The organism is Bradyrhizobium sp. SZCCHNS2022, from assembly GCF_032377575.1.
Lineage (GTDB): Bacteria > Pseudomonadota > Alphaproteobacteria > Rhizobiales > Xanthobacteraceae > Bradyrhizobium > Bradyrhizobium aeschynomenes.
This window is the reverse complement of the sequence record NZ_JAUHHZ010000001.1, coordinates 6,266,748-6,279,720: the sequence shown is the minus strand read 5'-3', so window position 1 is coordinate 6,279,720 and position 12,973 is coordinate 6,266,748. Positions and strand designations below refer to the sequence as shown.

The 12,973-nt window shown below is 65.7% G+C and carries 13 protein-coding genes; 5 read left to right on the top strand and 8 right to left on the bottom strand.

The window, feature by feature from the left end; translation table 11 throughout:
* Positions 1 to 15 precede the first annotated feature (15 nt).
* Both gloB and QXZ94_RS28115 read left to right on the top strand, forming a co-directional pair.
* Positions 16 to 783 carry a hydroxyacylglutathione hydrolase gene (gene gloB / locus QXZ94_RS28120; protein ID WP_315723893.1) on the top strand — a complete coding sequence of 256 codons (768 nt, stop codon included), beginning with the start codon at positions 16 to 18 and terminating at the stop codon, positions 781 to 783.
* A gap of 14 nt (positions 784 to 797) precedes the next feature.
* Positions 798 to 1,232 (top strand): cupin domain-containing protein, encoded by a 435-nt coding sequence (locus tag QXZ94_RS28115; protein WP_315723891.1) that lies wholly within the window; start codon positions 798 to 800, stop codon positions 1,230 to 1,232.
* Position 1,233: 1 nt separating this feature from the next.
* On the opposite strand, the gene QXZ94_RS28110 is transcribed toward QXZ94_RS28115, so the two are convergent.
* From QXZ94_RS28110 to QXZ94_RS28095, 4 genes are all read right to left on the bottom strand, one after another.
* Entirely contained in the window at positions 1,234 to 3,246 is a 2,013-nt protein-coding gene (locus QXZ94_RS28110; RefSeq protein WP_315723889.1) for a putative bifunctional diguanylate cyclase/phosphodiesterase, read from the bottom strand.
* Between the two features lie 210 nt (positions 3,247 to 3,456).
* On the bottom strand, positions 3,457 to 4,329 hold the full coding sequence (locus tag QXZ94_RS28105; protein ID WP_315723888.1) for a DMT family transporter: 873 nt from the start codon (positions 4,327 to 4,329) through the stop codon (positions 3,457 to 3,459).
* 149 nt (positions 4,330 to 4,478) lie between these two features.
* A complete protein-coding gene (locus QXZ94_RS28100) occupies positions 4,479 to 5,204 on the bottom strand; it encodes a beta-ketoacyl-ACP reductase (protein WP_315723886.1) in 726 nt (241 codons plus the stop codon).
* Between the two features lie 272 nt (positions 5,205 to 5,476).
* A complete protein-coding gene (locus QXZ94_RS28095; protein WP_315723883.1) occupies positions 5,477 to 6,655 on the bottom strand; it encodes an acetyl-CoA C-acetyltransferase in 1,179 nt (392 codons plus the stop codon).
* Between the two features lie 382 nt (positions 6,656 to 7,037).
* Between QXZ94_RS28095 and phaR the strand changes: the two genes are divergently transcribed.
* Positions 7,038 to 7,640: a polyhydroxyalkanoate synthesis repressor PhaR gene (gene phaR, locus QXZ94_RS28090; RefSeq protein WP_315723881.1), complete on the top strand. Its 603-nt coding sequence runs from the start codon at positions 7,038 to 7,040 to the stop codon at positions 7,638 to 7,640.
* Positions 7,641 to 7,667: 27 nt separating this feature from the next.
* Here the strand turns inward: phaR and QXZ94_RS28085 are convergent, their stop codons facing one another.
* Positions 7,668 to 9,335 carry a bifunctional diguanylate cyclase/phosphodiesterase gene (locus QXZ94_RS28085; protein ID WP_315726572.1) on the bottom strand — a complete coding sequence of 556 codons (1,668 nt, stop codon included), beginning with the start codon at positions 9,333 to 9,335 and terminating at the stop codon, positions 7,668 to 7,670.
* Between the two features lie 308 nt (positions 9,336 to 9,643).
* Between QXZ94_RS28085 and QXZ94_RS28080 the strand changes: the two genes are divergently transcribed.
* On the top strand, positions 9,644 to 9,922 hold the full coding sequence (locus QXZ94_RS28080; protein ID WP_315723879.1) for a hypothetical protein: 279 nt from the start codon (positions 9,644 to 9,646) through the stop codon (positions 9,920 to 9,922).
* Between the two features lie 18 nt (positions 9,923 to 9,940).
* Here QXZ94_RS28080 and QXZ94_RS28075 read toward each other — a convergent pair whose 3' ends face one another.
* The 3 genes from QXZ94_RS28075 to mtgA all read right to left on the bottom strand — a co-directional run bounded on the left by QXZ94_RS28075 (position 9,941) and on the right by mtgA (position 11,847).
* Entirely contained in the window at positions 9,941 to 10,642 is a 702-nt protein-coding gene (locus QXZ94_RS28075) for a hypothetical protein (protein WP_315723877.1), read from the bottom strand.
* Positions 10,643 to 10,824: 182 nt separating this feature from the next.
* Positions 10,825 to 11,007, bottom strand: coding sequence for a 50S ribosomal protein L32 (gene rpmF / locus QXZ94_RS28070; protein ID WP_006610266.1), 183 nt, complete (start codon positions 11,005 to 11,007; stop codon positions 10,825 to 10,827).
* 168 nt (positions 11,008 to 11,175) lie between these two features.
* Positions 11,176 to 11,847 carry a monofunctional biosynthetic peptidoglycan transglycosylase gene (mtgA, locus tag QXZ94_RS28065; protein ID WP_315723875.1) on the bottom strand — a complete coding sequence of 224 codons (672 nt, stop codon included), beginning with the start codon at positions 11,845 to 11,847 and terminating at the stop codon, positions 11,176 to 11,178.
* Between the two features lie 198 nt (positions 11,848 to 12,045).
* Between mtgA and QXZ94_RS28060 the strand changes: the two genes are divergently transcribed.
* The gene (locus tag QXZ94_RS28060) at positions 12,046 to 12,966 is read left to right on the top strand and encodes a farnesyl diphosphate synthase (RefSeq protein ID WP_315723873.1); all 921 of its coding nucleotides are present in this window, start codon (positions 12,046 to 12,048) and stop codon (positions 12,964 to 12,966) included.
* Positions 12,967 to 12,973 lie beyond the last annotated feature (7 nt).

Genomic DNA, 12,973 nt, shown 5'->3' with positions numbered 1-12,973 from the left:
CCGAACGGAGACATCATGGCCGCTGACATCCGCGTCTTCACCTGTCTGTCGGACAATTTCGGCTATCTGATCCACGACCCCGCGACCGGCGCCACTGCCTCGATCGATGCACCGGAGGCCGGTCCGATCATACGCCAGCTCGAGGCTGCGGGCTGGACCCTGACCGACATCCTGATCACGCATCATCATCACGACCATGTCGGCGGGGTCACCGAGCTGAAGCAGAAATATGGTTGCCGTGTCGTGGCCCCCCACGACAAGACGACGGCGATCGGCAATGTCGATCTGCGCGTGGCCCATGGCGACGTGGTCAAGATCGGCGAACTGCTTGCGCGCGTGCTGGAGACGCCGGGCCATACGCTCGACCACGTCGCTTACGTATTCGATGCCGACAAGGCCGTGTTCGCAGCCGATACGCTGTTCTCGATCGGCTGCGGCCGCGTGTTCGAAGGCAACTATCCGATGATGTGGGATTCGCTGCTGAAGCTGCGCACGCTGCCGGACGATTTCAGGCTCTATTGCGGTCACGAATACACCGTCTCCAACGTCAAGTTCGCGCTGACCGTCGATCCGGACAACGAAGCGCTGAAGGCGCGCGCCGACGAGGTGACGCGGCTCCGCGCCGCCAACCGGCCAACCATCCCGACGCTGCTCGGCGAGGAGAAGCAGGCCAACGTGTTTCTGCGCGCCGATGATCCGGCGGTCGCGATCCGGCTGCGCATGAAGGGCGCCAGCCCGGAGGAGGTGTTCGGCGAGCTGCGCGAACGCAAGAACAAGTCGTAAGACGGAGCACGGCCATGACCGCGCTGTCCGCAGCCGATATCATCGCCCGTCTCGGTCTGCTGCCGCACCCCGAAGGCGGACATTTTCGCGAGACCTTTCGCGACACCGCCGTCGACGCATCCGGGCGCGCCGCCTCGACCTTGATCTATTTCCTGCTCGCGCGCGGCGAGCGCTCGCATTGGCACAGGGTCGACGCGGTGGAGACCTGGCATTTCTATGCCGGCGCTCCGCTGGCGCTGCGAATTGCCTGCGAAGGCGAGCCGCCGGAGACGACCACGCTCGGCATCGATCTTGCGGCGGACCAGCACCCGCAGGCGGTGGTCCCCGCCCATGCCTGGCAAGCGGCCGAGAGCACCGGCGACTGGACCCTGGTCGGCTGCACGGTCGCGCCGGGATTCAGGTTCGAGGGCTTCGAGCTGGCGCCCGCAGGCTGGGAGCCCGCAGTCTGACTCAGGCGCTCACACCGGCGACCTTGGCGCCGGGCGGCTCGGCGAAGCGCTGACGCTCCTTGGTGAGAAAGCCGTAGATCGCCTCGGCCGGCATCGGTTCGGCAAAGTAGTAGCCCTGGATGTAGTCGGCGCCCAGGCGCTTGAGGCTGTCGAGCTGCTCCTTGGTCTCCACACCCTCGACGACGCAGGATATCTCCATGTCGGCGCATAGGCCGGTCAGCGACTTGATGATCTTGTGGCTGACCGGATTGGCATTGACGTCGCGGACGAAGCTGCGGTCGACCTTGAGCTTGTCGAGCGGCAGCCGGTGGACGTGGCTCAGCGATGAATAGCCGGTGCCGAAATCATCCAGCGAGATGCCGCAGCCGATGGCCTTCAACGCCGCGATCGACTCCTCGGCACGGGCGAAATCGTAGGTGACGGCCGTCTCGGTGATCTCGAACTCGATGCGGCGTGGCGGGACGCCGCTGGCCTGAATGATGGAAATCAGCGGCAGGATGCCCTCGGGCGAGCAGATGTCATGCGCCGAGAGGTTGAACGACATCTGGATGCCGTCCGGCCACATCCGAGCTGCGGCCAAGGCCTTCACCAGGAGAACGCGGGTGAGGCTGCGGATGACGCCGATGCGCTCGGCCGCGGGGATGAAGCTCGAGGGCGTCACCACGCCCAGCTTGGGACTGTGCCAGCGCGCCAGGACTTCGAAGCCGGTGGTGCGCGCGTTCGCGGCATCCATGATCGGCTGGAACACCAATTCCATTTCAGTCTCGAAATCCGCCGTGCGCAGCAGATGCTCGATCACGCTGCGGCTGCGGATCTCGGCCTCGAGCTCGGTCGAGAAGATGATCGCCTGGCCGCGCGCGCGGCGCTTGGCGTGGTACAGCGCATAGTCAGCACATTCATAGAGCGCATCCGCGGCCATCGCCGAGCGCGGATACATCGCAAAGCCGGTCGAGCAGGACAGGCCGGTATGCGTGGTATCAAACTGATAGGGCAGCTTGATGAGATCGGTGATCTCGCGACCGATCGTCAGAAGATCAGCATCCGTCGGATTGCCGACCACGATCAGGCCGAACTCATCGCCGCCGAGCCGCGCCAAGTGAACTTGGGATCCACGGGTGTCGCAGACGTCGCGAATGCGGCGCGCAGCTTCGATCAGGACGCGGTCGCCCACCGTGTGCCCATAGGTGTCGTTGATCGGCTTGAAGCCGTCGAGATCGATGATGCCGACGGCGAGGCACGTGCCGTCGCGCTCGGCCTCGGCGAAGGCATGGGTGAGCTCGGAGAAGAACCGACGCCGGTTGGGAAGGTCGGTCAACGAATCCAGATTGGCAAGCCGGAAGTTCTCGTCCGAGAGTGCCTGGGTTGCAGCCTGCTCGGCCAACAGCGACTTGCGGCTCGCGACCAAAGCGGCGAAGTCGCGATAATAGATGAACAGCACCGTCACCATCGCGCCCGAGACGAGCAGCTGATTGACGGCGATCGCCCGCAGCGCGTGAACGCCCGTTGACATGAAGAAGATCACGTAAGGGACGATCACCACCAGCGTCACGATCAGCGCTGCCGAGCGCAGATGCATCAGGCAGAAGATGATGCCGATGACGGTGACGGCCATGTAGAACGCGACCTGTCCCTTGGCGAACGGATCGCCATAGGGAAACAGCGCGAACGACCAGACCACGAACAGCGCACCGATCGGCCCGGCGATCCTGTTGGTGACGCGCAGATTGTGCAAGACCTCGGCGTCGCTGCTCGTCACCTCGCCCTGACGCAGCCACCAGAGCATGCGAACGCCGGTGATCGTCGACAGCAGCGCCGGCACCGAGACCGTCAGCCATGCCGGTGCCAACGGCAGGAACGTGTAGGCGAGCGCGAGGCTGTTGGTGATCAGGATGAAATAGAGCAGCGGCACCTGCTTGGAGAAGGCCTGGAATTGCGCGCGCGTCAGCTCGGGATTCTCGGCGGGAACGCGAAACAAATCCCCCGCCCGGGCCATGTAACGTTTCACGTCCGGCATCCGCCGCCCCGTTGTCAGCACCATTGCGGGCAGAGTGTCGCGCATCACCGGTAAAGGCTGGGTTAGGTGCAGACCACGCCAAACCACGATCGCCGGTTGCAAGCTACCAGCAAACGATGCCGCTGGTTCCCGGGGTTAAGCGTGCATCAAGGATAACTTGCGTATTCGCGACAGGCGCCGACATTCGACGCGGCGTGCGCAGGAGTGCCGTCAGCGGCGGCGCAGCAGGAACATGTCCTTGGCCGCGACGAGCCCCCCGCCCGCGATCAGCAAGGCCGCGACCGCGATGGCGGCGCTCGGCTGGGCATAGCCGGCGACGATCAGGAACGCGGTCGAAAGCAGCGGCGTCGCATAGGACGCCGCTCCGAGCACACGAATGTCGCCACGCTTCATGCCGATGTCCCAGGCGTAGAAGGCAGCCCCGACCGGGCCGAGGCCGAGCCCGGCAACGGCCAGCCATTGCATCGCGTTGTCGGGCCAGACCGTACGCTCGACGGCCAGGTGGACCAGGGCGGCGAGCCCGGATGTGGCGAGACAGAACCCCGCGACGGCATCAGTGGGCACCGCCTTCAGACGGCGCGACAGCACGGAGTAGATCGCCCATACGAAGGCCGCGACGAACGCGGCCACGAGACCCGGCAGCTGGCTGGCTGCGAAGCTCGCACCATTGCCGACCAACAACAGCGCCGTACCGACGAGCCCGAGCGCGGCGCCGATCACGTGATGAATCGCGAGCCGCTCGCCGGGCAGAAAGGCCGAGAACAGCACGATCAGGAGCGGCCAGAGATAGTTGAGCAAGCCGGCTTCCGCCGGAGGCGCAAAGCGCAGTGCCAGGAAGTACAGCGCGTGATAGCCGAACAGGCCGCCGACGCCGACGGCCCACGCCGTCACCGGCTGCTGGAGCACCTGCAGCACATTGCCCCGCTGCAAGACGGTGAGCATGCCGACGACGCCGCCGACGGCGAAGGTCATCGCGGCGAGCTGAAATGCGGGGATCGCGCCGGTTGCCACCGTCAGCAAGGCCAGCAGCGACCACATCAGAATCGCGGTCAGGCCGATCAAGGTCGCGGTGCGCTGGGACATCGGACGGCAGGCTCCATCACGGCCGATCCGACGGCCATTCACGCCTGTGCCCGTGCCGGGCAACACCCAAGACGTGAATGCCCGCGGCGAGCGCGGGCATTCCGTGTCTTAACCGTAGATCGCACCCGGTGGCAACGCCACCGCTGACATCACGCCATGTACTGGCCGCCGTTGACGGACAGCGTCGAGCCGGTGATGGCGCCGGCCTCATCGGCCGCGAGGAACACGACGGTGCGCGCGATCTCCTCGGGCTCGCCGAGGCGCCCGACGGGGATCAGCGGCAGGATGGACTTCTCAAGCACGTCCTTCGGCACCGCCTGCACCATCTCGGTGTTGATGTAGCCGGGACAGATCACGTTGACGGTGATGCCCGCCTTGGCCGTCTCCAGCGCCAGCGCCTTGGTGAAGCCGATGTCGCCGGCCTTCGCCGCGGAGTAGTTGACCTGGCCGAACTGGCCCTTCTGGCCGTTGATCGAGGAGATGTTGATGATGCGGCCGAACTTGCGCGCGCGCATGCCCTCGATGATCGGACGGGTCATGTTGAACAGCGAGCCGAGATTGGTGTTGATGACCGCGCTCCACTGCTCGAGCGTCATCTTGTGGAAGGCCGTGTCACGGGTGATGCCGGCATTGTTGATGAGCACGTCGATCGGGCCGAGCTCGGCTTCGACCTTCTTGATGCCCTCCGAGCAGGCCTCGAAGGAGCTGACGTCCCATTTGTAGACGGGAATGTCGGTCTCGCTCTTGAACTTCTCCGCAGCGGCATCGTTGCCACCGTAATTCGCAGCGACCTTGTACCCCGCCGCTTTCAGCGCCTTGCTGATCGCAGCGCCGATACCGCGCGTTCCCCCCGTCACCAACGCTACACGTGCCATGTCGATTCCTTCCCTCGATGACTATGCGCACCACGACAACCTCTGGATGCCGACGTGCCGACCCGTTGTTATTGGACCATGACCGCCGTTGCGACAATCGCCTCGTCGCCGCGACGCTCATGCTCGCTCACGTCCATTTTTTAGTGGTCGATTATGCGACGTGTTTGACGGACATCAAGAACAAAACGCCCGGCGAAATCGCCGGGCGTTGATCTTTAGTTGAGCTGGAAGCGATTGCGAAGACCGAACGGTTCGCAGTCGCTGCCGCGTTTTTAGTCGCGTGCGACGCACAGCGCGATGCCCATGCCGCCGCCGATGCACAGCGTGGCCAGGCCCTTCTTGGCGTCGCGCTTCTGCATCTCATGCAGCAGAGTCACGAGAACGCGCGCGCCGGATGCACCGATCGGATGGCCGATCGCGATCGCGCCGCCATTGACGTTGACCTTGGCCGGATCCCAGCCGAGATCCTTGTTGACCGCGCAGGCCTGCGCGGCGAACGCCTCGTTGGCCTCGATCAGATCGAGGTCGGCGATGTTCCAGCCGGCCTTCTTCAGCGCGGAGCGCGAGGCCGGGATCGGTCCCGTGCCCATGATCTTCGGATCGACGCCGGCCTGCCCCCACGACACGATCCGCGCCAGCGGCGTCTTGCCTTCCTTCGCGGCCTGCTTGGCCGTCATCAGAACGACGGCCGCAGCGCCGTCATTGATGCCCGACGCGTTGCCGGCCGTGACGGTGCCGTCCTTCTCGAAGGCCGCGCGCAGCTTGGTCATCGCCTCGATCGTCGCGCCGTGACGCGGATATTCGTCGGTGTCGACCACGGTATCGCCCTTGCGGCCCTTGATCGTCACCGCCGCGATCTCATCCTTGAACTTGCCGGCCTTCTGCGCGGCCTCGGCCTTGTTCTGCGACGCAACTGCGAACTCGTCCTGCTGCGCGCGCGTGATCTGATATTGCTTGGCAACGTTCTCGGCGGTGTTGCCCATGTGGTAGCCGTTGAAGGCATCCCAGAGGCCGTCCTTGATCATGGTGTCGACGAGCTCGAGCGAGCCCATCTTGACGCCGGCGCGCAGGTACTGTGCGTGCGCCGCCATGCTCATCGACTCCTGCCCGCCGGCGACGACGATGTCGGAGTCTCCGTTCTTCAGCGCCTGGTATCCCAGCGCGACGGAGCGCAGGCCGGAGCCGCACAGCTGGTTGATGCCCCAGGCCGGGCTATCCACCGGAATGCCGGCGGCGATCGAGGCCTGCCGCGCCGGATTCTGGCCCTGCGCCGCGGTCAGGATCTGACCCATGATGACCTCGGAGACCCGACCCGGCTCGACGCCGGCGCGCTCCAGCGCAGCCTTGATGGCGACCGCACCCAACTCGTGGGCCGGGACACTGGCGAAGGCACCGTTGAAACTTCCAACCGCGGTGCGAGCGGCGCTGACGATGACGACATCGTCTGACATGGGCATCTCCTGGGGTTCTTGATCTTGGACGTGAGAGCGAGGCTTGAGAGATTGGGCGTATTTGAAATCAAAACGAATTTTTCAGTTCACGGTCGTGCCGGCCGTCCGCAAGCCCCGGATTGGCGGTGCGCAACCTTCGCCCGTCATCCTGTTAACGTCGTTGCGACATGTCAATCGGCGGCAGCCGCAATTCCTGTTGCGGCGCATTCAAAATGGGATGTCTGGCCGTTTCCTGAGCAAGATTTCTGCTGCCCAATTAACCGTTCCGCACAAAACCGTAGCCGAACTCGCTCGAAAGTGATTACCTTATTGCATTGCGTAGCTCTTCGCCCTGCGGCGACGCCGCCGGGTTCCCCTGTTCTCGGTTTGCATGTGTGAGCTCATGGCGAAATCTGACCAACCCACCACCATCAAGAAATACGCGAACCGGCGGCTCTACAATACCGGGACGAGTACCTACGTGACCCTCGAGGATCTGGCCTCCATGGTTAAGAACGGGGAGGACTTCCTGGTCTACGACGCCAAGACCGGTGACGACATCACCCGCTCAGTGCTCGCCCAGATCATCTTCGAGCAGGAGAACAAAGCGGGCCAGAACCTGCTGCCGACCACGTTCCTGCGCCAGCTGATCCGCTTCTATGGCGACAGCATGCAGATGGTGGTTCCCAAATACCTCGAACAGTCGATCGATACCCTGACCCGCGAGCAGGAGAAGTTCCGCAAGCAGATCGCGGACACCTTCAGCGGAACGCCGTTCGCGCCGCTCGAGGAGCAGGTGCGCCGCAACATGGAGCTGTTTCAGCAGACCTTCTCGATGTTCAAGCCGTTCGCACCTGCAGCGGTCCGCACCGATGAGAAGGCCGCGGAGCCGGGTGCCGCCGCCGCGCCCGATGACAACATCGACGACCTGCGCCGCCAGATGAAGGACATGCAGGACCGGCTCGACCGCATGTCGGAGCCGAAGAAGGACGACCAGCAAGGCTGAGGCGTTCGGCGCCAAGCCGGCGGCCGATCAGCTCGCCGCCGGCAGCTCCACTCTGCTGCTCTCGATCCAGGGCCGCTCGACGGACGCAAGGCCGATCACCCGGCCCTGGATGTAGTCGCAGCCCCAGTCCCGCAGCAGCGCGACCGACGCCTCATCCTGCACCCATTCGGCCACCGTCTTGATCTGCAGCCGCCGCGCCAGCTCGACCAGCGTCTGCACAAAAGCGCGATCATCGGCCGAGCGGACGAGATTCTGCACGAACGCGCCGTCGATCTTGACGATGTCGACGCCCAGCTTGCGCAGGTTGCGGAACGAGGTGTGCCCGGCGCCGAAATCGTCGATCGCGATCCTGCTGCCGAGATCCTTCAGCCGCGTCACAAAGCCGCGGAGATCGTCGATGTCCTGGATCTCGACCGTCTCGGTGATCTCCACGATCAGGCGCTCGGCAACGCCCGAATGGGCGCGCATCATGGATTCGATCGAGGCCCACCAGTCCGGATCCATGGTGGTCTCCGGCGAAATGTTCAGGCTCAAGGTCACGTTCGGGGTGCTCGCGAGCTCGGCGACGACGAGCTCGAGGATGCGGTGATCGACCAGCCGAATCAGGCCGAGGCGCTCGGCGACCGGCACGACGTCCGGCGCCAGCAACGCGCGGCCGTCATCCTGCCGCATCCGCACCAGGCATTCGTAGAAGGCGGGCGCCAGCGTGTGGGCGTTCACCACCGGCTCGAACGCCGTGACGATGCGCCGCTCGTTGAGCGCGGTGACGATCTCGTCGGTGACGCGGATGTTGACCTTACGCTGCGCGTCGCGTTCGACATTCGGCCGCCAGATCGAGAACGAGCCGATGCGACGCCGCTTGGCCGCATCGAGCGTCTCATGGGCGCGGTTGACCGCTTCCTCGACCGAGCGGGCATGACGCGGCACGCTGACCGCGCCGATCGTCGCAGTCACGGCCACCGGCCCGGATTTGGTCGGCACCACCTCATCGCGAACGGTCGCCAGGAAGCGCTCGGCGGCGACGTTCATGTCGTCCATCGTGCAGTTCTTGAGGATCAGCCCGAATTTGTTGCCCGAGAAGCGCCCCAACGAGTCGCCGCCACGCAGCCGTGAGCGGATGCGCTGGGCAATTTCCAGCACCACGCCGTCGGCGACATCGAAACCGAACGCGTCGTTGATGCGCGCGAGGTGATCGATGCCCACCAGCATGAAGGCGCAGGCGAAGCGGAAGCGCTGCGACTCCTCGATGACCTCGGCCAACGTGGCCAGCAGATGGGTGCGGTTCAGTTCGCCGGTCAGCGGATCGTGGCGCGACAGCTTGAGCAGCTGCTCCTCGCGGGCATGCCGCTCGTTGTTGATCCGCACGATGCCCTGGGCGCGCGAGGGCCGGCCGTCGGAGCCTGCGAACCAGCAACCGGTCTCCTCGACCCAGATCAACGGCGCGCCGGCGTGGGTCCGCACGCCATATTCGATCCGGTAGGGCGTGCCGGCGGCACCATGAAGCGGCGTCGCCTGACGCATGACCTCCAGGCGGATGCTGCGGTCGGGCTCGATCAGCTTGCCGAACTCGGTGCCGTTGCAGAGCTGCGGCAGCGGCACGTCGGCAAACACGGCGCCGACATGATCGCTCCAGACGATCACGTCGCTCGCGAGATCCCAGACGAAGGCTGCTTGGCCCAGGGACGCCAGGATCATCGAGGTCTGCGGCAAATCGGATGTCAAGATCGCCTCGTTTCGGAACAAGCCGGCGTGGACCGGCGTCGATGTCAAGGACAGCCGACGCCTACCCGTGCGAGCGGCGGCAGCGGACTTCGCGAATCAGACTACGCATCTCTGGTTAACGGAGAGCATGCCGAGGTCACGGGCGTGCGTCAGAAGCGCATCAACCATCTTTCGATCGGAAGGGACCTGGCCGGCCGGGCGCGGCATTGCCCTTGCGAGGTCGAAGGGTGAAAGGCTCCGGCGTCCCATAACGAGACGAGCGCGCCGGATGTGGTGGGACGATGTTAACGATCGATCACGAGGACGGCCGGGACGGCGCCGAGCAGTTGTCCTGCTCGCTGGTGCCGCTGTCGGCGGCAACGAGCCGCGACCGCCGAGGGCATGTCGGCCGCGCCGCCCGCCCCGACGCCGGCTTCATCGCTCATCTGATTGCCACCGCCGAGCAGCTGCCGCAGACGCGCATGCTGCGCCGCGCCGCGCCGGCCGACGTCCACAATGCCTATGCGGCGAGGCTTCATCCGGTCACGAGTGCCAGCCCCCGGACACGGCAGGTCATCTGATCCGGCGCTTGCGACCTGTCAGGCCTTCGGCGGGTCTGTCTTGAGGGGATCCCGGCCATTTGCGCCTGCGACCTCGGCGTGCAGCTCGGGGGCGGCCACTTTCGGCTCGATGGCAGGAGCCGGCGGGGGCACCGATCGATCGAGCAGCACCGATTCGGCGACCGAGGCCGCCGCCGGCACGGCATCGGTGGGCTCCTCGACCAGGGGGGCGGGAGCGACGGCAGCGTCCGTCGGCTGAACCTCCACGGGAGCAGGCTCCTTGGCCGGCTCTTCGATCAGCTCAGGCTCGGGGACGTGTTCATCGGCCGGCGCCGGCATCGGAGCAGGTGCTGCCACGGCGGCGCGGGCGGCGCGCTTGGTGCGCAGGGCAATGCCGCCGAAGAAATCCACCATTGCCAGCAGGGTCAGCAGCAGGAAGGTCGAGTTCCCGAACTTCTGCCACATCACGAACTCAGCCGCGGCGCCGCCGAACACCAGCAGCGACAGCAGGTGGTCGGTCAGATACTTGCCGTTCGGCTTGGCCGCCTTGATGATTTCGAGCAGCAGCAGCAGCACGCCGAGCGAAAGCAGCATGTCGCCAAGCGAGATCGTCCAGACCTCCCCTGACGGGAGCTGCAGGCGCAGCAGCGTCTCGCTGAACGCGACCCCCGGCATCAGGAAGACGATCATGTTGTAGATCGCCAGCGGGATCAGCAGCAGCGGGAAACCGACCATGGACATCGGTTGAAGCCTTGGATGGCGCCGGTCGAGGCTCGGCGCGAAATCGATGGTGTCCGACGAATCAACGAAAGAGCGTCGCGCATGATCCATGCGCATCGGTCCCGGCGAATCAATCGCACGGGACCGATTTCAACCTCATCAATGGCCGAATTCGGGCAGCCTCAAACGCTGCCCGCGGACGATCAGGCGTCTTTCTTCTTCAGAACCTGGCGGCCCTTGTACATGCCGGTCTTCAGGTCCAGGTGGTGCGGACGACGCAGCTCGCCGGAGTCCTTGTCCTCGACATAGGTCGGCTTCTTGATCGCGTCGGCCGAGCGGCGCATGCCGCGGCGCGACGGCGAAGTTTTTCTTCTGGGGACGGCCATATCGGTATCCTCTAGGGGTATTCGGAAGGCATCGTCCGCAAAGGGACGGCTGCAGCCAAGAAGCTGGCGAGCCGGGATGCCGATCAAGGCCGCGCTTATAGAGGAAGGGGTCCGCGATGGCTAGGGCTCTCCGAGGCATTTTTGGCCAAAATTCGCGCCCGCCGAGCCTCAACGTCGGTCTCCCCAGCAGGTCTGCAGGCTGGCGGCCTGAGCCCGTACCATGTAGGTCGCCGATAGCCGCCGCACGCCGGACCCGGGCGTCCGGGCGCTGCGCCGGACGGGATTGGGCAGGATAGAGGCCATCAGCGCCGCCTCGCGCGGGCCCAGGCCGGCCGCGGAGCGGTTGAACGCATAATTCGCCCCGGCCTCGACCCCGAACTGGCCGGAGGGGCCGAACTCGGCGATGTTGAGATAGATCTCCAGAATGCGCCGCTTGCTGAGGACGAGGTCGATCCACAGCGCCAGCGGCAGCTCCAACGCCTTGCGGACGTAGCTGCGGCCCTGCCACAGGAACAGGTTCTTGGCGACCTGCTGGGTGATGGTCGAGCCGCCGCGGCTGACTTCGCCATCCTCGGCATCGTCCATGACCTCGCGCAGCGCGCCCCAATCGATGCCGTGATGGCTGCAGAATTTGGCATCCTCCGCCGCCACCACCGAACGCGGCAGCGAGGGCGACATCGCCGACAGGTCGATCCAGTGTCGCGTGACCGGCTGGCCGGTGACCGTCCGCCACAGCATCAGGGTCGAGACCGGGTGACCCACGGCATAGAACGGCGTCAGCGCGTAGGGCACGAGCAGCACCAGCACGACGATCAGCAGGATGGTTCTGACGGTACGCAAGGGCAGGCGCCGCTCGGTTGGGACCGCCGCATCGGCGGGCAAGTGGGCGGGAGTATCCGACATCTCCGTGAGGTTTCCTGCTTTTTTGACGCTTTTTGCTACCGTTGCGGCCGAAAGCCGCCACGGTCCCGGCAATTGACGAAGTCGCCGCCATCAACGATTGTCCGGCGAATTTCGCCCCCCTGGAGCTCTTCTTAAATGACTGCGACGGCCACCGACTTCACCCAACGCCTGGACAAGACCGCGGAGGAGACCGAAGCGCTGCTCGGGGAGCTCCTGTCCGATGCGCCGATGGCCGACGAGATCATCCGGCCGAAGCGGCTGATCGAGTCGATGCGCTATTCGAGCCTGAACGGCGGCAAGCGGCTGCGTCCCTTCCTGGTGGTCGAGAGCGCCGCCGTGTTCGGCGTGCCGCGCCGGGGTGCGCTGATGGCGGGCGCCGCGCTGGAATGCATCCACTGCTACTCCCTCATCCACGACGATCTGCCGGCGATGGACAATTCGGACCTCCGCCGGGGACGTCCGACCCTGCACAAGGCCTATGACGACGCCACCGCGATCCTGGCCGGCGACGCGCTCTTGACCATCGCCTTCGACATCATCACCCGCGACGAGATCCATCCCGACGCCGGGGTTCGCCTCGCTTTGACCCGGGCGCTGGCGCGCTGCGCCGGGGTCGGCGGCATGGCCGGCGGCCAGATCCTCGATCTCGCCGGCGAGGGCCGGTTCGGCGACAGCGGCCCGGTCGACGTCGCCCGCGTCCAGCAGATGAAGACCGGTGCGCTGCTCCGCTTCGGCTGCATCGCGGGCGCCCTGCTCGGCCAGGCCTCGGCGGCCGAGTACCAGGCGCTCGACGACTACGGCCGCGCCCTCGGCGAAGCCTTCCAGATCGCCGACGACCTGCTCGACGTCGAGGGCGATGCCGCCACGCTCGGCAAGCCCGCTGGCGCCGACGCCGAGCTCGGCAAGACCACCTTCGTCACCCAGCTCGGCATCGAGGGCGCCAAGCAGCGCGTCCGCGACCTCCTCGCCCGCGGCGACGCCGCGCTGTCGATCTTCGGCGCCAAGGGCGACGTGCTGCGTGCCGCCGCCCACTTCGTCGCCGAGCGCAAGAGCTGAGGCGAGG